Annotated in this window: 16 protein-coding genes; 4 read left to right on the top strand and 12 right to left on the bottom strand. The window is 52.3% G+C overall.

Going from position 1 to position 19,954, the window contains the following annotated elements; all coding sequences use genetic code 11:
* Positions 1-2: 2 nt before the first annotated feature.
* The 8 genes from nuoH to lrhA all read right to left on the bottom strand — a co-directional run bounded on the left by nuoH (position 3) and on the right by lrhA (position 10,251).
* The gene (gene nuoH, locus ABEH87_RS00475; protein ID WP_346572923.1) at positions 3-980 is read right to left on the bottom strand and encodes an NADH-quinone oxidoreductase subunit NuoH; all 978 of its coding nucleotides are present in this window, start codon (positions 978-980) and stop codon (positions 3-5) included.
* Complete coding sequence (nuoG, locus tag ABEH87_RS00470; RefSeq protein ID WP_346572921.1) at positions 977-3,703, bottom strand: NADH-quinone oxidoreductase subunit NuoG; 2,727 nt, start codon at positions 3,701-3,703, stop codon at positions 977-979. Before nuoG ends, nuoH begins: the two co-directional genes overlap by 4 nt.
* A 50-nt stretch (positions 3,704-3,753) precedes the next feature.
* Positions 3,754-5,094 carry an NADH-quinone oxidoreductase subunit NuoF gene (gene nuoF / locus ABEH87_RS00465; RefSeq protein ID WP_346572919.1) on the bottom strand — a complete coding sequence of 447 codons (1,341 nt, stop codon included), beginning with the start codon at positions 5,092-5,094 and terminating at the stop codon, positions 3,754-3,756.
* Positions 5,091-5,606: an NADH-quinone oxidoreductase subunit NuoE gene (gene nuoE, locus ABEH87_RS00460; protein WP_346572917.1), complete on the bottom strand. Its 516-nt coding sequence runs from the start codon at positions 5,604-5,606 to the stop codon at positions 5,091-5,093. Before nuoE ends, nuoF begins: the two co-directional genes overlap by 4 nt.
* Before the next feature lie 2 nt (positions 5,607-5,608).
* Positions 5,609-7,408, bottom strand: a complete 1,800-nt coding sequence (gene nuoC, locus ABEH87_RS00455) for an NADH-quinone oxidoreductase subunit C/D (RefSeq protein ID WP_346572915.1) — start codon at positions 7,406-7,408, stop codon at positions 5,609-5,611.
* A gap of 117 nt (positions 7,409-7,525) precedes the next feature.
* Positions 7,526-8,200: an NADH-quinone oxidoreductase subunit B gene (locus tag ABEH87_RS00450; protein ID WP_346572913.1), complete on the bottom strand. Its 675-nt coding sequence runs from the start codon at positions 8,198-8,200 to the stop codon at positions 7,526-7,528.
* 17 nt (positions 8,201-8,217) lie between these two features.
* Positions 8,218-8,655 carry an NADH-quinone oxidoreductase subunit A gene (locus tag ABEH87_RS00445; RefSeq protein ID WP_346572911.1) on the bottom strand — a complete coding sequence of 146 codons (438 nt, stop codon included), beginning with the start codon at positions 8,653-8,655 and terminating at the stop codon, positions 8,218-8,220.
* Between the two features lie 669 nt (positions 8,656-9,324).
* On the bottom strand, positions 9,325-10,251 hold the full coding sequence (gene lrhA, locus ABEH87_RS00440) for a transcriptional regulator LrhA (RefSeq protein WP_191933007.1): 927 nt from the start codon (positions 10,249-10,251) through the stop codon (positions 9,325-9,327).
* A gap of 1,028 nt (positions 10,252-11,279) precedes the next feature.
* Between lrhA and ABEH87_RS00435 the strand changes: the two genes are divergently transcribed.
* Both ABEH87_RS00435 and yfbR read left to right on the top strand, forming a co-directional pair.
* Positions 11,280-12,497 (top strand): pyridoxal phosphate-dependent aminotransferase, encoded by a 1,218-nt coding sequence (locus ABEH87_RS00435; RefSeq protein ID WP_346572909.1) that lies wholly within the window; start codon positions 11,280-11,282, stop codon positions 12,495-12,497.
* 68 nt (positions 12,498-12,565) lie between these two features.
* Complete coding sequence (gene yfbR / locus ABEH87_RS00430; protein WP_346572907.1) at positions 12,566-13,162, top strand: 5'-deoxynucleotidase; 597 nt, start codon at positions 12,566-12,568, stop codon at positions 13,160-13,162.
* Between the two features lie 64 nt (positions 13,163-13,226).
* Here yfbR and ABEH87_RS00425 read toward each other — a convergent pair whose 3' ends face one another.
* The 3 genes from ABEH87_RS00425 to yfbV all read right to left on the bottom strand — a co-directional run bounded on the left by ABEH87_RS00425 (position 13,227) and on the right by yfbV (position 14,968).
* Positions 13,227-13,886 (bottom strand): sugar phosphatase, encoded by a 660-nt coding sequence (locus ABEH87_RS00425; RefSeq protein ID WP_346572905.1) that lies wholly within the window; start codon positions 13,884-13,886, stop codon positions 13,227-13,229.
* A 13-nt stretch (positions 13,887-13,899) separates the two neighbouring features.
* Positions 13,900-14,394, bottom strand: a complete 495-nt coding sequence (locus tag ABEH87_RS00420; protein ID WP_346572903.1) for a YfbU family protein — start codon at positions 14,392-14,394, stop codon at positions 13,900-13,902.
* Between the two features lie 121 nt (positions 14,395-14,515).
* Complete coding sequence (yfbV, locus tag ABEH87_RS00415) at positions 14,516-14,968, bottom strand: terminus macrodomain insulation protein YfbV (protein ID WP_346572901.1); 453 nt, start codon at positions 14,966-14,968, stop codon at positions 14,516-14,518.
* Positions 14,969-15,322: 354 nt separating this feature from the next.
* On the opposite strand from yfbV, the gene ackA reads away from it, so the two are divergent.
* Complete coding sequence (gene ackA / locus ABEH87_RS00410) at positions 15,323-16,525, top strand: acetate kinase (RefSeq protein WP_346572899.1); 1,203 nt, start codon at positions 15,323-15,325, stop codon at positions 16,523-16,525.
* 127 nt (positions 16,526-16,652) lie between these two features.
* Complete coding sequence (gene pta, locus ABEH87_RS00405) at positions 16,653-18,797, top strand: phosphate acetyltransferase (protein WP_346572897.1); 2,145 nt, start codon at positions 16,653-16,655, stop codon at positions 18,795-18,797.
* 97 nt (positions 18,798-18,894) lie between these two features.
* Here the strand turns inward: pta and ABEH87_RS00400 are convergent, their stop codons facing one another.
* Positions 18,895-19,584 (bottom strand): helix-turn-helix transcriptional regulator, encoded by a 690-nt coding sequence (locus ABEH87_RS00400; protein WP_346572895.1) that lies wholly within the window; start codon positions 19,582-19,584, stop codon positions 18,895-18,897.
* Positions 19,585-19,954: the final 370 nt, after the last annotated feature.

Raw genomic sequence — 19,954 nt, 5'->3', positions numbered from 1 at the left:
CCTTACTGTGCCGTGTACAGAATCACTGCGGCAGTTGCCAGCAGGTTCAACAGCGTCAACGGCAAACATACCTTCCAGCCGAACGACATCACCTGGTCATAGCGTGGGCGCGGTAACGCAGCACGGATCAGAATGAACATCACCATGAAGAATGCCGTTTTGATGGCAAACCAGACAAATGGGGGCAGCCACGGACCGTACCAGCCACCGAAAAAGAGCGTGACGATCAGTGAAGAGACGGTGACGATACCGATGTATTCCCCAACAAAGAACAGACCAAACTTCATGCCGGAGTATTCAATGTGGTAACCATCAGCCAGTTCCTGCTCTGCTTCTGGCTGGTCAAATGGATGGCGGTGACACACTGCAACACCCGCAATACAGAAGGTGAGGAAGCCCAGGAACTGCGGAATCACATTCCACAAATGCGCCTGGCTGTTCACAATGTCGACCATGTTAAATGAGCCAGCCTGTGCCACCACGCCCATCAGTGACAGGCCGAGGAACACTTCGTAGCTCAGGGTCTGAGCTGAGGCACGCATGGCACCGAGCAGTGAGAACTTGTTGTTACTCGACCAACCGGCAAACAGTACCGCATAGACCGCAAGGCCTGCCATCATCAGGAAGAACAGAATACCAATGTTCAGGTCGGCGCCCATCCAGGTCGAAGTGACCGGCACAATCGCCATCGCCAGCAGCAGCGAGGTAAAGGCAATCATTGGCGCAAGGGTGAAGATCACGCGATCGGAAAAGCGTGGGATCCAGTCCTCTTTAAAGAACATTTTAATCATGTCAGCGACCAGCTGCAGCGAACCGCCCCAGCCGACACGGTTAGGCCCGTATCGGTTCTGGAACAGACCGAGCAGACGACGCTCGCCAAAGCTCATAAATGCACCACAACCCACGACGACCAGTAGGATGATCAGCGCTTTACCGACGGCAATCAGCACGTCAATAACTTCTGGTGTCAGCCAGCTCATTGTACTGCCTCCCGCAGATTGTCAATGTCGCTACCGGCGAGGAACGGTGGTATGCCCGGCAGACCGAGCGGCAGACCCACCTGCCCTGCCTGCAGATTGCTTGAGAAGCGCACCGGCAAGCGCAGGGTTTCGCCCTGGCAAGTAAACTCAACCGCAGCCCCGGCATTAACGCCGAGGATCGACGCGTCCTCCGGATTCACCACAACGTAAGCCTCAGGCATACGCTGCTGAATTACCGGGGCGCGCTGCGTCATCTCTTCACTACCAAACAGGTGGAAGTAAGGCGCAACACGCCAGACACGTTCCTGTCCGGTAAAGGCAGCAGGCACATTCTCGAACCAGCCCAGCTGAGGTGTACCCGCTTCGATCAGGCGTACCCCAGGGTCACCGTTACGCAGCTTACCGCCCACTTCAGCCTGGAATTTGTTCCATGCCTGCGGTGAGTTCCAGCCCGGAGCCCAGGCAAACGGGATCTGCGAACGCGCTGCACCCGGCTGGTTGTTTCCTTCCATTGAGAAGGAGAACATGGTGTCTTTATCCTGTGGCTGACGCGGTTCATGCACGCTGATATTGGCGCGCATAGCCGTACGACCGCTTGAGCGATGCGGAGAACGCGACAGTTTCTGACCACGGATACGGAAGCTGGCATCAGGTGCTGCTTCTTTAATCCCGGCCAGCTGTGGAAGTTCTGCCACACAGGCGTCAATGACGTGATCAAGCTGACTCCAGTCCACTTCACGGCTGTTGATGGTGCTTTGCAGCGAGTGCAGCCAGCGCCAGCTCTCCAGCATCTGAACTTTTTCGTCGTAGTAGGCCGGGTCATATACCTGGAAGAAACGCTGCGCGCGACCTTCCTGATTCACCACGGTGCCATCGCTTTCTGCAAAGCTGGCGGTGGAAAGAATTAAGCCTGCTTTCTCGGTGGTTGCCGTACGCTGATGGTCCAGCACGATCACGTTTGGCGTATTGGCCAGCGCGGCATCCACTTTGGCTTTTGGCAGATGACGATAGAGATCGTTTTCCATGACGATTACCGCATCAGCCGCGCCGTTTTCCAGCTCAGCCAACACCACGTCCAGCGATTTGCCGCCGATGATACCCAGTCCGACGCTGTTAGCCGCATTTGCCAACAGCGTAATGCCGACATCAGCACCGCGCCCTTTCAGCGCTTTCGCCACGTTGGCGGCAGCCTGAATCATCGCTTCGCTACCGGAATTCGTTCCGGAAATAATCAGCGGTTTTTTCGCCCCGGCTAATGCCTGAACAACAACATCGATTTTACCGGCCAGCGCTTTATCAATATTGCTGACTGCCGGTGCGCTGGCGTCCAGTTCGTGAGCAATGGCGAAGCCTAAACGCGCCTGATCTTCTACCGGGGCGCGATAGCTCCACGCGGCAATATCATCAAGACGGGTTTCATCAACGTTGGTCACAAACAGCGGATGTTTAGCGTTCTGTCCGATATTCAGGATCGCCGCAATCTGCCAGTCAGCCACTTTCTGCGCCGCTGCCATTTCACGGGATTTACCCTTAACAGCCTGACGCACAGACAGCGCCACGCGCGCGCCAGTCTGGGTCAGATCTTCACCCAGCACCAGTACCGCATCGTAGCTTTCAATTTCACGCAGTGCAGGAGTATGGATCCCGCCGTCACGCAGCACTTTCAGCATCAGTTCCAGACGCGCCTGCTCACCCGCCGGGATCCCGGTGGAGAAGTTGTCAGCGCCCACCAGCTCACGCAGCGCAAAGTTACTCTCTACGCTGGCACGCGGGGAACCAATCCCGATCACTTTCTTCGCCTGGCGCAACACATCGGCAGCGCCCTGCATCGCCTGCTCAGCGTTAAGAGCAATCCAGTCGTCACCACGACGCTGCATTGGCTGGCGCGGACGATCTTTCAGGTTCACGTAGCCATAGCCGAAACGACCACGGTCACAGAGGAAATAGTGGTTTACGGTACCGTTGTAACGGTTTTCGATACGACGCAGTTCACCATAGCGCTCACCCGGACTGGTGTTACAGCCGATGCTGCACTGCTGGCAGATGCTTGGCGCAAACTGCATATCCCATTTACGGTTATAGCGTTCGGAGTGAGTTTTATCCGTGAAAACACCGGTCGGACAGATCTCGACCAGGTTACCAGAGAACTCACTTTCCAGCACGCCGTCTTCCGGGCGACCGAAGTAGACGTTGTCATGGGCACCGTAGACACCGAGATCGGTACCATCAGCGTAATCTTTGTAGTAACGCACACAGCGATAGCAGGCAATACAGCGGTTCATTTCATGAGAAATGAACGGGCCGAGATCCTGATTACGGTGAGTACGTTTGGTGAAGCGGTAACGACGGAAGCTATGTCCCGTCATCACGGTCATATCCTGCAGGTGACAGTTCCCACCTTCTTCACACACCGGGCAGTCGTGCGGATGGTTAGTCATTAACCACTCGACCACGCTTTCACGGAACTCTTTTGCTTCACCGTCGTCAATCGAGATAAAGGTGCCGTCAGACGCCGGGGTCATGCAGGACATAACCAGGCGACCACGGGTATCTTCGGCATTCTGAAATTGCTTTACCGCGCACTGGCGGCAGGCACCGACGCTACCGAGCGCCGGGTGCCAGCAGAAATAAGGAATATCTAAGCCGAGTGAGAGACACGCCTGCAACAGGTTGTCTGCTCCATCAACATCATATTCTTTACCGTCTACATGAATTGTAGCCATAGTGAACATGCTTCCGTAAGGCCCGTGCGAACACGGGCGTTAAACTTTGCTTACCAGCGCGCCTTTAACAGGTTTGGCTGGATGCCGCTAATCGCGTGTGCGTTGCTGAATACCTGAGGTGCCATACCCGCTTCAAACTCTTCGCGGAAATATTTAATGGCACTTTGCAGTGGCTCTACTGCACCAGGCGCATGCGCACAGAAGGTCTTGCCTGGGCCAAGCTGGCGACAGAGCTGCAGCAGGGTTTCGATATCCCCCGGCTGCCCCTGTTTATTTTCCAGCGCACGCAGAATTTTCACACTCCACGGCAGGCCATCACGGCATGGCGTACACCAGCCGCAGGATTCACGGGCGAAGAACTCTTCCAGATTGCGCACCAGCGACACCATGTTGATCTCATGGTCAACAGCCATCGCCAGCGCCGTGCCCAGACGGCTACCGGCTTTACCAATGCTGGCAAATTCCATCGGCAGGTCGAGATGGGATTCTGTCAGGAAGTCAGTTCCTGCCCCACCCGGCTGCCAGGCTTTAAACTTCAGACCGTCGCGCATACCACCGGCATACTCTTCAAGGATTTCTCGTGCGGTAGTCCCAAACGGCAGCTCCCAGACGCCTGGATTTTTCACCCGGCCAGAGAAGCCCATCATTTTGGTTCCGGTGTCTTCACTGGTAGAAATACCTTTGTACCAGTCAACACCATTAGCGATGATGGCCGGAACATTGGAGAGGGTTTCTACGTTGTTCACGCAGGTCGGCTTACCCCATGCACCCGCTGACGCCGGGAATGGCGGCTTGGAGCGTGGGTTCGCGCGACGGCCTTCCAGTGAGTTAATCAATGCGGTTTCTTCACCACAAATATAACGACCAGCGCCGGTATGGACGATCAGTTCAAAGTCGAAACCGGAACCGAGAATATTTTTGCCCAGCAGACCGGCTTCCGTGGCTTCAGCAATTGCCCGGCGCAGGTTCACCGCGGCTTCAATGTACTCGCCACGCAGGAAGATATAACCGCGATAGGTTTTCAGCGCAAAAGCAGCAATCAGCATGCCTTCCACCAGCTGGTGTGGCATCTGCTCCATCAGCAGGCGGTCTTTATAGGTCCCTGGCTCCATTTCATCGGCGTTACACAACAGGTAACGGATATTCATGGATTCATCTTTAGGCATCAGGCTCCATTTCAGCCCCGTGGAGAAACCTGCACCACCACGCCCCTTCAGACCTGAATCTTTTACCTGGGCAACAATTTCATCCGGCGCCATGGACTTCAGTGCTTTTTCCGCACCGGCGTAGCCATTCTTACTGCGGTATTCCTCAAGAAATACCGGCTGCTTGTCTTCACGCATGCGCCAGGTCAGCGGATGCATTTCGGCAGTACGCACGATCTGTCTCATTGATACTGCTCCAGTAAGTTGGCGATACCTTCCGGAGTGAGATGAACGTGAGTATCTTCATCCACCATCATCACCGGCCCTTTGTCGCAGTTGCCGAGGCAACAGGTTGGCAGCAGCGTAAAGCGACCATCAGCCGTGGTCTGCCCTGGCTTGATATTCAGATTGCTTTCCAGCGCTGCCTGAATCCCCTGGAAACCGGTGATGTGGCACACCACACTGTCACAGTATCGGATCACATGACGCCCCACCGGGGTACGGAAAATCTGGCTGTAAAATGTTGCCACACCTTCCACATCACTGGCAGGGATAGCCAGAACTTCTGCAATCGCGTTGATCGCGCCATCTGGCACCCAGCCGCGATGCTTCTGGACGATTTTAAGGGCTTCGATAGACGCCGCACGGGCGTCTTCATAGTGGTGTTTTTCATGCTCGATAGCGTCACGCTCGGCAGTACTCAGCACAAAAACCCCGGATTCATCGATCGTTTCAATCGCAATTCTTTGATCGTGCATAATTAGCGGTCCACGTCTGACATAACAAAATCGATACTACCGAGGTATACGATCAGGTCGGATACCAGGCTGCCATTGATCACCGAAGGGATCTGCTGCAAGTGTGGGAAGCTTGGCGTACGCACGCGAGTACGGTAACTCATGGTGCTGCCATCGCTGGTCAGGTAGTAACTGTTAATCCCTTTTGTCGCCTCAATCATCTGGAATGATTCATTGGCAGGCATGACTGGCCCCCAGGAAACCTGCAGGAAGTGAGTGATCAGGGTTTCGATATGCTGCAGCGTGCGCTCTTTTGGCGGTGGTGTTGTTAGCGGATGGTCAGCTTTGAACGGACCTTCCGGCATGTTCTTCAGACACTGCTCCAGGATACGCATACTCTGGCGCATCTCTTCCATTTTCAGCATCACACGGCTGTAAGCACAGCTGACGCCGTCACCGATCGGCACTTCAAAATCGAAGTTTTCATAACCGGAATAAGGGCGCCATTTACGAACGTCAAAATCAAGACCCGTCGCGCGCAGCCCCGCACCGGTGGTACCCCAGGCCAGAGCTTCTTCCATGTTGTAGGCAGAAACCCCTTTCGAGCGTCCAATCAGTACGGTATTTTTCAGCGCGGTCTGCTCATAGGATTTCAGGCGTTTTGGCAGCCAGTCCAGAAGCTCACGCAGCAGGCGATCCCAGCCTTTCGGCAGGTCATGCGCGACACCGCCGATGCGGAACCAGGCCGGGTGCATACGGAAACCAGTAATGGCTTCAACCACGTCATAAATTTTCTGGCGATCTGTGAAGGCAAAGAACACCGGGGACATAGCACCGACGTCCTGAATAAAGGTAGAGATGTAAAGCAGATGGCTGTTTATGCGGAACAGCTCTGATAGCATCACACGGATAACGTCAACGCGCTCAGGCACTTTGATACCTGCCAGCTTTTCAACAGCCAGCACGTAAGGCATTTCATTGACGCTACCGCCGACGTACTCGATGCGGTTGGTATAAGGGATGTAGCTGTGCCATGACTGGCGTTCACCCATCTTCTCTGCACCGCGGTGGTGGTAGCCGATATCAGGCACACAGTCGACGATCTCTTCACCGTCTAACTGCAGGACGAGACGGAATGCACCGTGCGCTGAGGGATGGTTCGGACCCAGGTTGAGGAACATGAAGTCCTCATTGTTAGTCGAACGCTTCATGCCCCAGTCTTCAGGCTTGAAGGTCAGCGACTCCATCTCCAGATCTTCTTTCTGCTTGGTCAGCTCGAACGGGTCGAATTCTGTTGCACGCGCAGGATAATCTTTACGCAGCGGATGCCCTTCCCAGCTCTGCGGCATCATGATGCGCGTCAGGTGCGGGTGGCCTTCGATATTGATGCCGAACATCTCCCACGTTTCACGCTCATACCAGTTGGCATTCGGGAAAATTTTGGTGATGGTTGGCACATTCAGATCGTTTTCAGACAACGCCACCTTGAGCATGATATCGCGATTGCGTTCAATGGAGATGAAGTGGTAGAAAACGGAAAAATCCGCCGCGGGTAAACCAGCACGGTGGGTACGCAGACGCTCATCCATACCATGCAGATCGAACAGCATGACATAAGGTTTTGGCAGCTTGCGCAGGAAATCGATAATCTCAAGCAATTGCTCACGTTTAACCCAAACCACCGGGATTCCGGTTCGGGTTGCTTGAACAGTAAAGGCATCAGGCCCAAAACGATTACGCAGCTCGCCGATCACCGGGTCATCCTGGTGATCACGGGTTTGCCATAATGGCTGAGCGAGATCTTGCGTGGTTAAATCTGTCATAAGTCGTTCACCATTCTGGCCTGATATTCAGGCGCTCAGTGTTGGCGTCAGGCGGGTCTGCGCACGTTACATTGTGTTTTTTTGCGCTTTTGCTGACCACATCCATAAACTGCTGTTTTAAATTTCGTCTGGCGTACGCAGATTAGTCACGGCGATACGCTCCGCGTTTTTCCTGTCGCGTTCAGACTGCATATTGGCGCGGTAAACACCCTGATCGTTCACCACCCACGACAGCGGACGGCGCTCTTTGCCGATCGATTCCTGCAACAGCAGCAGTGCCTGCATGTAGGCTTCAGGGCGCGGTGGACAGCCAGGGATATACACATCAACCGGCAGGAATTTATCCACACCCTGCACCACCGAGTAGATATCGTACATGCCGCCAGAGTTGGCACAGGCACCCATGGATATCACCCATTTTGGTTCCAGCATCTGGTCGTAAAGACGCTGAATAACTGGAGCCATTTTGGTGAAACAGGTTCCCGCTACCACCATAAAGTCAGCCTGGCGAGGGGAGGCACGAATGACTTCCGAACCAAATCGCGCTACGTCATGCACCGAGGTAAAGGACGTCGTCATTTCTACGTAGCAACAAGAAAGACCGAAGTTAAACGGCCATAGAGAGTTCTTACGTCCCCAGTTCACCATGTCGTGCAGGGCATGCTCTAGCTTACCCATGTAGACGTTCTGATGAACCTGCTGCTCCAGAGGATCGCTGACGGTCTCCTGTTTTTGCAGGGGGTAACGGTCATTCTCACCGTTCGGGTCTATGCGGGTGAGCGTATAGTCCATGTGTATTTGCCTCGCTGTTACTGCTTGTGACGGTTGGCGTGCGAGATGGTGGTAGGTTTGACGTCAAACTGACGACGGGCAGGAGCCCAATCCAGTGCGCCAATGCGAACCAGATAAAACAGACCAGCAAGCAGGACCAAAATGAAAATAGCGGCTTCCGCAAAGCCAACCCATCCGCTTTCGCGAATAGCCGTCGACCATGCGTAGAGATAGAGGGCTTCAACGTCGAAGATCACGAAGAACATGGCAACCAGATAGAACTTAGCGGACAGGCGCAGTTTTGCGCTGCCGAAAGACGCTATACCGGATTCAAAAGGTGTACTTGTATGCCTTCCACGGGCTCTTCCGCCCAAAAACCATGCTCCGGCCAACATCAGGCAGCAGAGACCAATCGAGACGATCAGGAAAACAGCGAATGCCCAATGATGGGCGACGACTTCTGTGGTTGTTGACATACTCTTGCTTACTCACCAAAAGTGGCGTTTCGCGTCCTGCTCTCATATTTGGCAGTTAACACACCACATCGATTCAAGGGAAGAATGAAAAACCGGATAAAATTTACTGTCTTTAGCGATTAGGCAGTAATTTTATGTGGTTTTTTACTCCTTTAACTAACCTTTTGTCAACTTTGACAAAACTATCCGCACATTAATTTACACACACTACACTTTTTTAACATATGATGCTTAAAAAGCGGGCTAAATCGAGTCAGTGGCATCATGTGATCAAAGTGTAGCGGTTAAAATCCTGATTGGATCGGGTATTTAACAAGGTCTATTTTGGCAGGAATCAACATCTTTTCCTGCCCCTTAATAGGGTTATTTTTTTGATCCAGGACACACTTTAGTGTTTTTTGAGAGAAAAATGGTCAGATTTATTTGTGCAAAATCAATTCACTGATCGGACCAGATGACAGATTGGAGAGAGAATATTTCGCTATTGCGCTATTGGTGAATTTTTGGCAACCACAGCACAAAAGGTGTTGAAAAAACGATTATTAACCTGAAGAAATGAATTAAAAAAAAGCCTTTCAGCTTTAAATATCTCTGAAAGGCTTTTTTTGCACAGTTAAACGCAAAACAATTAACTTTTAATGATAAAAGTAATCGTTTTCATTTAGCCGGTTACTCTTCTTCGTCTGCGAATGCCGCCCCATCCTGCGCCGCAACGGTCAGGTTGTAAGGATCATTACGCGACTCCATGGCATTGAAAATAGCCAGCGCCAGTTCGTTATCACTATCCGGGTTACGGCACAGCAGATACTCCGTGTCCGGCAGCATAGGCAATCCTTCAGCAGCTCCCATCACGCGCAGCTCCGGGCTCATCATCTCTACCGGACGAGCCGTCACACCCAGGCCCGCTTTCACCGCAGCACGAACCGCAGCCAGCGTTGAAGCCACATAAGAGATGCGCCATGGGATACCCGCTTCATTAAGATGGTCAATCGCCATATCACGGTACGGGCTTGGCTCATCCAGCAGCACCAGAGGGATCGCTTCCCCACGCTGGAAGATGTAGTCAGCCGCACAGTACCAGAGCGTGGGTGACGTACGCAGAACCTGCCAGGTGAAATTCATCGGGCTGGAGGTGGTCACCACCAGATCGACTTCACCCTGGTTGAGCATTTCCATCATGAAAGGGTTACGTTTAACACGAACATCTATAGCCAGCTTCGGATATACCGAGGTCACGCGGTTTAACAGGAACGGCAAAATAGTATCGGAGGTATCATCGGATGCACCGATGGTCAGAACCCCCTGAATGTTGCTGTACATCAGAGAAGTACAGGCTTCATCATTGAAGCGCAGTATCTTTCTGGCGTAGCCCAACAGCTGAATACCATGTTCCGTCAATAATTTGTTGCGTCCATGCCTGGCAAACAGCTCTTTGCCTACCAATTGCTCCAGACGCTGCATCTGCTGACTGACGGCTGACTGCGTTCTGCACACGGCAGCCGCAGCGGCGGCAAAGGTGTTCAGATCGGCAACAGCAACGAAAGTTCTCAGCAGATCGAGGTCAAGATTGAGTACTGGACGATTTGCACTAGTCATGTTTTTCTTCACTTTATAAGTTTTTTACAAACAGCTACCCTGGTGTTATTACCTGTTTTATCAATGGGATAAAACGATAACAATTGCGTAATGGTTACAGTGTTCAGCAATAAAAAATTACCTGATGCATTACTTTCATTGGCAGACGGTAAAGTCGTTTTTACTCTGGAAAGTACTTTCTACGGAGGGAAGCAGAAAGAGAGAGAAAAGGTGCTTACGTCTGATACATCACTAATGCACGCTGCGTTAACCCATAAGTTGCAGGAAGCCGCGTCGTTATAGTTAAGTAACGCCGACAGAACTCAAAACCAGACGAGTTGCGGTGTCGTTAGTCTAAAACAACCATTGAAAATTAAATTACCAGCACGCTGTAAGAACAGCGAAAAATGTTAAGCATCACTTATTGTTTAGGGTAATAAAAATCATTTTTTTATTACCCCGGAGACCTGCACACCCGGTGCAAAGTCTCCTGAAGGTTATCCTGACATACTGTCGTTTACTTTTTAAGCCCAAATCTTATTAATCTCATCACTAAAGTAAGATTTTATCGGCAGAAGCCCACGAGACGGGCTCTGTGAAGATAAAATTTATCTTTATCACCCTATCCCTGAGATCCATCACCTTCCGCCCCTGCCGGTAAGCCAGCGACGCCTTATCTCCCGGCAAAGACGCGACTGACTACAAAACATACAGCAAAATAAGAATTCCTTGACTGTTTCAATCATCATTAGTACATCTTTTTTTACTAAATAATTTAATCATTGCACGGGTAAACAATGGATACACGGTCTCACTTTAGGGATTTTAAAACGCCACCACAGTCAATAGCATCGGAATAGACCCAATAAGTAGCATGAAATAGCACTCAAAGGCTGACAACGCCTTCCCCCTGCCATCTGAAGGAAAAATCATCCTTTAACACTCCAAAGCCCCTTACCACCCTTCAAAAGAAACCGGGAGAGGAGTACATTGTGCAATGTTTAGTTTTCCACGGCAGGAACGCGCTTCTGCCAGTTAAGGCGACAGAGATGACCCCAATTGATAAATCCAGCAAACTGGATAATGTGTGTTACGACATTCGCGGCCCGGTGTTAAAGGAAGCAAAGCGCCTCGAAGAAGAAGGGAATAAGGTTCTCAAACTGAATATTGGCAACCCTGCCCCATTCGGTTTTGAAGCTCCGGACGAAATCCTGGTTGATGTGATCCGTAACCTGCCAAGTGCTCAGGGTTACTGTGATTCCAAGGGGCTCTATTCGGCTCGTAAAGCGATCATGCAGCACTACCAGGCTCGTGGTATGCGCGATATCACCGTAGAAGACATCTATATTGGTAACGGTGTCTCTGAATTGATCGTGCAGTCGATGCAGGCATTGCTTAACACGGGCGACGAAATGCTGGTCCCTGCCCCGGATTATCCGTTATGGACTGCGGCGGTCTCACTTTCCGGTGGTAAAGCGGTGCACTACCTGTGTGATGAATCCGCAGGCTGGTTCCCGGATCTCGACGATATTCGCAGTAAAATCACGCCACGCACCCGCGGTATCGTGATCATTAACCCGAATAACCCGACGGGTGCCGTCTACAGCAAAGAGCTGCTGATGGAAGTGGTTGAACTGGCCCGCCAGCACAACCTGATTATTTTTGCCGATGAAATTTACGACAAAATTCTCTACGATGCCGCGCAGCACCACTCTATTGCCGCACTGGCGCCGGACCTGCTGACCATCACCTTTAACGGCCTGTCTAAAACCTACCGCGTCGCGGGCTTCCGCCAGGGCTGGATGGTGCTGAACGGACCGAAGAAACACGCCAAAGGCTATATTGAAGGTCTGGAGATGCTGGCCTCAATGCGCCTTTGCGCAAATGTCCCGGCGCAGCATGCCATCCAGACCGCGCTGGGCGGCTATCAAAGTATCAGTGAATTTATCCAGCCAGGCGGCCGCCTTTATGAACAGCGTAACCGGGCCTGGGAGCTGATTAACGAGATCCCCGGCGTCAGCTGTGTCAAGCCGCAGGGTGCGCTGTATATGTTCCCAAAAATTGACGCGAAAAAGTTCAACATTCACGACGACCAGAAAATGGTACTGGATTTCCTGCTACAGGAAAAAGTGCTGCTGGTACAGGGCACCGCGTTTAACTGGCCGTGGCCGGATCACGTGCGTATCGTCACTCTGCCGCGTGTGGATGAACTGGAGATGGCCATTAATAAGTTTGGCCGTTTCCTCGGCGGTTACCGCCAGCTATAGCATTACATTTTGTTGTACTGAAGAGCGGCTAACCCCCGCTCTTTGTCATTTGTACTCAGGATATCCTCATGACCCAGAGCCACTTCTTTGCCCATCTCTCTCGTCTTAAACTGATCAACCGCTGGCCGCTGATGCGTAACGTGCGCACCGAAAACGTCTCTGAGCACAGTTTACAGGTGGCGATGGTCGCCCATGCGCTGGCAGTGATTAAGAATAAAAAATTTAACGGCAACCTCAATGCCGAACGAATCGCGATGATGGCGATTTACCACGATGCCAGTGAGGTGCTGACCGGCGATCTGCCCACGCCGGTAAAGTATTACAATGCGCAGATTGCCCACGAGTACAAGAAGATTGAAAAGATTGCTCAGCAAAAGCTGATTGAGATGCTGCCGGAAGAGCTGCGGTCAGCCTACGCCCCCCTGATTGATGAGCATCAGCACAGCGAGGCCGAGACGGCTATCGTCAAGCAGGCCGATGCCCTCTGCGCTTACCTGAAATGTCTGGAAGAGCTGTCAGCGGGTAACAATGAGTTCCTGCTGGCGAAAGCGCGCCTTGAAAAGACGCTGGCGCAGCGTCAAAGCCCGGAGATGGACTATTTCGTAGAGGTCTTTGTGCCAAGCTTCAGTCTGTCGCTAGACGAAATCAGCCAGGACTCACTGTAACCTCAGGCTCGCCGCCTTTCGATGCGGGAACTAAAAAACCCCGCCTGGGCGGGGTTGAAATCCGTTAGTGTCTGCGGTGAATATTCACGCTGCCGTCAGTATTTTTATGAATGACGATCTCATCCAGAGAGGTGAGCACCATATCAACATCTTCCAGACGTGGCGCATCTGACGGAACGTTTACAGCGATAACATGGCAACCTGCAGTCAGCCCGGACAGAATCCCGGCAGCGGCATCTTCGACGACCACACACTCTTCCGGCTCAAGATCCAACAGCTGAGCACCAAGCAGGTAGGCATCTGGTTCAGGTTTGCCATTTTCGACACGTTCAGCGGTGACAAACGCCTCAGGCGCGGGCAAACCTGCCGCTGCGTGACGCGCACTGGCGACGGGTACAGAACCGGAAGTGACAATAGCCCAGGGGATTTCCAGCTCGTCGAGGGTCGCCAGCAGTGCTAAGGCGCCCGGCAGGGCGACGATGCCATCGGTATCCTCTGCTTCCAGTTTTTCCAGTGCAATAAACTCCTGCTGGATAGCTTCTGCAGAGGCTCCCGCCATAAAATGGCGCAGTGAGGTAATAGCCTGCTTACCGTGGATGAAAGCCAGCACCTCTTCAGAATCAATCCCGTGGCGCTTACCCCAGTTTTTCCAGGCACGTTCGACGACCGCAAGGGAGTCTACTAACGTGCCATCCAGATCAAACAGAAAACCTTTACACTTCACTGCATCTTCCTTCTCAGGCGTTGATAACTTGCGCGATCTCATTCGCACTCAGATGGTACTGTCGGGGACAATTGTGCCACACAGCCAGCATGCGTTGATACTTTTCCCACATCGGCACCTGAGCATTAAACTCATGGCTACCCCCAGTGAAATGCCCGTAGCGCCCTTCCACATTCACCAGAAAGCGTACATAGCCGAGGTAGCGGCCTTCTGTTGCCGCATCAAAGCCGAGGAAAACCAGGCGGCGCTGCTCAACGCTCTGCGGCTCTTTCAGATTAGTCCAGGAAATATGCAGCGCGTGGTACATCTCCATCATGGCAATCAATGTACGGCACTCTGCCTCCGGTAACTGACCGAAGTCGCTATCCAGCTCGCGCAGCTGTAAACCGTAGCCGCGTTCAACAATCGTCTGGTGCCGGCGATGACGCGCAGCGTTATCCGGGTCAAGCAGGGTCATTAACTGGTATTGATTGGAAAGAATTAAACGCTGGGCATGTGTCATATCCATGAAAGGCTCCTCGGCCACGGGGCAGTCTGAAAGTGGCCCAAGGATCGCACAGCGCAGGGAAAAGCTTCTTTGACGCAAAGCGGGTTTATCATCGTTTCAGCGGTGAAAACCCGTCAGGCCGTCAGAGATCGTCGAGGAAGGTTTTGTCTAACTGCTTGAAGGCACGTTTCAGCACATCAGCCAGTGACTGATAGGTCGGCTTCCCCTCCACGGGAGCAATAGCCTGACCGGCGGCCTGAAGTTTACCGCGCACGTCGTGGAACCAGCCAAGCAATGCCGGGGGCAGCGGCGTGACGGAACGTTTACCCAGCCACCACAGCCCCTGCATCGGCAGACTACAGGCAAATAAAGCCGTGGCAACCGCCGGGCCAAGCTGCCCGCCAAGAGCGACCTGCCATGTCAGACTAAAGATAGCGACAGGAGGCATAATACGAATAGCAAATCGCGTGGCTCGCGTTACTCTGTTTTCGGGAAACATGGGCGCAAGGCGTTTATCGACAGGCCACGTTTTCATGTAATGCTGTCCATGCTGGAACAGTTTGAACCACCCGACACTGCCGGAGTCATTTGCCATGTCTGACCTCAACTTCAGAGATAAAGATTAAAAAAAAACTGTAACACACCAACTTTACCTAACATGATTCAAAATATTTTGTCTTTACGAGTGACACTGGTTTATCCTGAGCGCGTTTTAACCCTGACATTTTGGGTGAAGCACCTGGATTGCGAGCAACACGGGTCAACAATCAGTCAAGCCATGATGAAGCAGATAATATTTAAAAAAATCTCGTAAAATTTCCAATTTTTTTTGCTTTCGGACAAAACTTTCCGCAAGCCTGATGTTCATCATTAATGTACCAGCTTTCATGCGCTACGCTGATAGTCTGTTTGACTTTTATTTCGCCACTTTTAATAAATAGGACTTTCCATGTCGAGTAAGTTAGTACTGGTTCTGAACTGCGGTAGCTCTTCCCTGAAATTTGCCATTATCGACCCGGCAAACGGTGACGAATATCTGTCAGGTTTAGCGGAATGCTTCCATCTGCCGGAAGCCCGCATCAAGTGGAAACTGGATGGCGCTAAACAAGAAGCGGCTCTGGGTGCTGGCGCGGCACACAGCGAAGCACTGAACTTCATGGTTAAAACTATTCTGGCACAAAAACCAGAACTGTCGGCACAAATTGCTGCAATCGGTCATCGCATCGTTCACGGTGGCGAAAAGTTAACTCAGTCTGTCGTCATCGATGAATCGGTGATCCAGGGCATCAAAGACGCCTCTTCCTTTGCACCGCTGCACAACCCGGCGCACCTGATCGGCATTGATGAAGCGCTGAAAAACTTCCCACACCTGTCAGATAAGAATGTCGCTGTTTTCGACACCGCATTCCATCAGACAATGCCGGAAGAGTCTTATCTCTACGCCCTGCCTTACTCACTGTATAAAGAGCACGGCGTGCGCCGCTATGGTGCTCACGGCACCAGCCATTTCTATGTGACTCAGGAAGCCGCCAAAGCCCTGAACAAGCCCGTTTCAGAACTGAATATCATCACCTGCCACCTGGGCAACGGCGGTTCTGTTTCTGCCATTCGCAACGGCGAATGCGTCGATACCTCTATGGGCCTGACCCCACTGGAAGGCCTGGTGATGGGCACCCGCAGCGGTGACATCGACCCGGCCATCATCTTCTTCCTGCACGACACCCTGGGCATGAACGTTGATGCGATCAACAAAATGCTGACGAAAGAGTCCGGCCTGCTGGGCCTGACCGAAGTCACCAGCGACTGTCGTTACGTTGAAGACAACTACGCCACGCATGCCGATGCGAAACGCGCCATGGACGTGTTCTGCCACCGTCTGGCGAAATACATTGGTTCTTACACTGCGCTGATGGATGGCCGCCTGGATGCCGTGATCTTCACCGGTGGTATCGGTGAAAACGCCGCCATGGTGCGCGAACTGTCTCTGGCAAAACTGGCGCTGCTGGGCTTCGAGATCGATCACGATCGCAACCTGGCCGCGCGCTTCGGTAAATCAGGCTTCATTAACAAAGAAGGCACCCGCCCGGCGATTGTCATCCCAACCAACGAAGAGTTGGTCATCGCGCAGGACGCTAACCGCCTGACTGCATAACACCGTCACTCTCCGTCAGCTCAGGCTGGCGGAGTGGTTTCAGACACCATTTTATATAGCTCAATATTTCGCATCACAGGCTGCCAATCCGCCTGTTGCATGAAAAATAAGCTATCGGAGGTACAACGTGTCCCGTACTATCATGCTTATCCCTACCGGCACCAGCGTCGGCCTGACCAGCGTCAGCCTGGGCGTAATCCGTGCTATGGAACGTAAAGGCGTGCGTCTCAGCGTCTTCAAACCGATTGCCCAGCCACGCGCCGGCGGCGACAGCCCGGACCAGACCACCACCATCATCCGTAAAAACTCCAGCATTCCGGCCGCAGAACCCCTGCCGATGAGCCGGGTGGAATCGCTGCTGGGCTCCAATCAGCAGGACGTGCTGATGGAAGAGATTATCGCCCGCTACCATGAAAACACCAAAGATGCAGAAGTGGTGCTGGTAGAAGGCCTGGTGCCAACGCGTAAACATCAGTTTGCTAACTCGCTGAACTATGAAATTGCCAAAACGCTGAATGCCGAAATCGTCTTCGTGATGGCGCTGGGCAATGACTCTGCGGCACAGCTGAAAGAGCGTATCGAACTGACGCAGAGCAGCTTTGGCGGCAGCAAGAACAAAAACATTACCGGCGTAATCATCAACAAACTGAACGCCCCGGTGGACGATCAGGGCCGCACCCGCCCGGATCTGTCAGAGATCTTCGACGACTCGAACAAAGCCAGCGTCGCCAATATCGACCCTAAGCAGCTGTTCGCCAACAGCCCGCTGCCGGTACTGGGCTGCGTGCCGTGGAGCTTCGAGCTGATCGCCACTCGTGCCATTGATATGTGTCGCCACCTGAACGCGCGCGTCATTAACGAGGGTGATATCGCCACTCGCCGCGTGAAGTCAGTGACCTTCTGCGCCCGCAGCCTGCCACACATGCTGGAGCATTTCCGCCCTGGCTCACTGCTGGTGACCTCTGCTGACCGCCCTGACGTACTGGTTGCTGCCTGCCTGGCCGCGATGAACGGCATTGAAATTGGTGCCATTCTGCTGACTGGCGGCTACGCCATTGATGCGCCTATTCAGAAGCTGTGTGAACGTGCTTTCCAGACTGGCCTGCCGGTATTTGTGGTAGAAACCAACACCTGGCAGACTTCCCTCAGCCTGCAAAGCTTCAACCTGGAAGTGCCAAGCGACGATACTCAGCGTATTGAGCGCGTGCAGGAATATGTGGCCAGCCACATTGACGCCGACTGGATTGAGTCGCTGACGGCGGAATCTGAGCGTAGCCGCCGCCTGTCGCCACCGGCCTTCCGCTACCAGCTCACCGAGCTGGCACGCAAAGCGGGCAAACGTATCGTCCTGCCAGAAGGCGACGAACCACGTACCGTGAAAGCCGCCGCTATCTGTGCTGAACGCGGCATCGCCACCTGTATCCTGCTGGGTAACCCGGAAGAGATCCAGCGCGTCGCCGCCGCTCAGGGCGTTGAGCTGGGCAAAGGCATCGAGATTGTTGACCCGGTACTGGCACGCGAAAACTACGTGGCGCGTCTGGTTGAGCTGCGTAAAAGCAAAGGCATGACCGAAGTGGTTGCGCAGGAGCAGCTGGAAGACAACGTGATGCTCGGCACCATGATGCTGGAACGCGGCGAAGTTGACGGTCTGGTTTCCGGTGCCGTTCACACCACTGCCAATACCATTCGTCCACCGTTGCAGCTGATCAAAACGGCACCAAACAGTTCACTGGTCTCTTCAGTGTTCTTTATGCTGCTGCCTGAGCAGGTGCTGGTGTACGGTGACTGCGCGATCAACCCGGACCCGAACCCGGAGCAGCTGGCAGAGATTGCGATTCAGTCTGCCGACTCTGCGCTGGCGTTTGGCATCGAGCCGCGCGTCGCGATGATCTCCTACTCTACCGGTACTTCCGGCGCGGGTAGCGACGTTGAGAAAGTGCGTGAAGCCACGCGTATCGCCCAGGAAAAACGTCCTGACCTGGTGATCGACGGCCCACTGCAGTACGACGCCGCGATCATGGCCGACGTAGCCAAATCTAAGGCTCCGAACTCTCCGGTTGCCGGTCGCGCTACCGTGTTCATCTTCCCTGATCTGAACACCGGTAACACCACCTACAAAGCCGTACAGCGTTCTGCTGACCTGATCTCTATCGGGCCAATGCTGCAGGGGATGCGTAAGCCGGTCAACGACCTGTCACGCGGCGCACTGGTAGACGATATTGTTTATACCATCGCGCTGACAGCGATTCAGTCCAAACAGGCTGAAGGGTAATAACGGCTAAGGGCCAGGCGGCATGCCTGGCCCGCCAGGCAACAACAGATGTCGCTATATTTTCCAGGGGCAGATCGTGTTTTCCGATCTGCCCTTTTTACAGTTCCACCGGAAACGATGCGCAGCTGTTAAAAAAACTTTGCGGGATATAATTATTCATATTGTTATCATGACAATATTCAATCAGGCCACGTTTATTGCTGACGCCAATCTTGCTGTACATGTTCTGCACATAGTTCCCTACTGTGCGTTGGGATAATCCAAGGTGTATCGCGATCTCTTTTACCGAGTAAGTATGTAGAATATAAAATATTATTTCCCACTCACGATCGGTGAATATCTTTGAAGGTGGTGTAAAAACTAAGGAGGTAGGAACTTTTATTTTATTGAGTTTAGTCAGGATAATGTTATCCACTGGCCTGCCATGAAAAAATGTTCCCCTGACACTACCATCCTCAGCAATAAGTGGATATTTATCAAAGAACCACGGTGCCAGGTAAGGTCGGTTTTCCCACGGGTGGATTTCTATAGCCGTAACGCGATCTTTGACTTTTTCGACTTTACGATCGTGTGCCTGAAAACAGTCTTGATATTCACAAAAGTGCGACGGCAATTCAGCATCAACACGCCCCTCAAGTGTAAAATCATTCGGTAAGTACAGCATTTTTTTAAATACATCATTACCAAAAATAAATCTTGATTCCGTATCCTTAGCCCCCCATGGCTCACTGCTATGTTCCCAGAAACGAATTAACATATTGATAGTGCTGTTTAATGTATCACTCATAACCTTTCTCTCCTTGAATTTTCCACCCACGGTGAAACTATACGTTCATTCTTAAACCCTTAGTGTGATAAATTTTTCAATAATTAAAAAATGGACAAAGAACCACATCCAGAATAATTCCTAAAAAGAGAATAACTCCCGATATTATCTTTTTATCCTGAGACTAGATTTCCTCGTACTTTTTAGAGCGAAAACACTTCATTGCAGACAGATTATTTCAGGTAATGTCACATTTGTTGGTACGATAACTCTTTCATCCTTTGCTCGATGCTGGGAATAAAGATTGAGCCTTATGAAGATGATTACCTTTCCATTCAATAACAATCGGCTCAGTTTAAACAGGGTAATAATCACTCATGGCTGGATATAA

Source organism: Erwinia sp. Eh17-17 (assembly GCF_039675725.1).
Taxonomy (GTDB): domain Bacteria; phylum Pseudomonadota; class Gammaproteobacteria; order Enterobacterales; family Enterobacteriaceae; genus Erwinia.
The sequence above is the reverse complement of the archived record's forward strand: the minus strand, read 5'-3'. Positions and strand labels throughout refer to the sequence as shown.

Bases quoted from the DNA above. Each gene is read 5' to 3' on its own strand.
- nuoH (WP_346572923.1), bottom strand. From the start codon at position 980: ATGAGCTGGCTGACACCAGAAGTTATTGACGTGCTGATTGCCGTCGGT.
- nuoG (WP_346572921.1), bottom strand. From the start codon at position 3,703: ATGGCTACAATTCATGTAGACGGTAAAGAATATGATGTTGATGGAGCA.
- nuoF (WP_346572919.1), bottom strand. From the start codon at position 5,094: ATGAGACAGATCGTGCGTACTGCCGAAATGCATCCGCTGACCTGGCGC.
- nuoE (WP_346572917.1), bottom strand. From the start codon at position 5,606: ATGCACGATCAAAGAATTGCGATTGAAACGATCGATGAATCCGGGGTT.
- nuoC (WP_346572915.1), bottom strand. From the start codon at position 7,408: ATGACAGATTTAACCACGCAAGATCTCGCTCAGCCATTATGGCAAACC.
- ABEH87_RS00450 (WP_346572913.1), bottom strand. From the start codon at position 8,200: ATGGACTATACGCTCACCCGCATAGACCCGAACGGTGAGAATGACCGT.
- ABEH87_RS00445 (WP_346572911.1), bottom strand. From the start codon at position 8,655: ATGTCAACAACCACAGAAGTCGTCGCCCATCATTGGGCATTCGCTGTT.
- lrhA (WP_191933007.1), bottom strand. From the start codon at position 10,251: ATGACTAGTGCAAATCGTCCAGTACTCAATCTTGACCTCGATCTGCTG.
- ABEH87_RS00435 (WP_346572909.1), top strand. From the start codon at position 11,280: ATGACCCCAATTGATAAATCCAGCAAACTGGATAATGTGTGTTACGAC.
- yfbR (WP_346572907.1), top strand. From the start codon at position 12,566: ATGACCCAGAGCCACTTCTTTGCCCATCTCTCTCGTCTTAAACTGATC.
- ABEH87_RS00420 (WP_346572903.1), bottom strand. From the start codon at position 14,394: ATGGATATGACACATGCCCAGCGTTTAATTCTTTCCAATCAATACCAG.
- yfbV (WP_346572901.1), bottom strand. From the start codon at position 14,968: ATGGCAAATGACTCCGGCAGTGTCGGGTGGTTCAAACTGTTCCAGCAT.
- ackA (WP_346572899.1), top strand. From the start codon at position 15,323: ATGTCGAGTAAGTTAGTACTGGTTCTGAACTGCGGTAGCTCTTCCCTG.
- ABEH87_RS00400 (WP_346572895.1), bottom strand. From the start codon at position 19,584: ATGAGTGATACATTAAACAGCACTATCAATATGTTAATTCGTTTCTGG.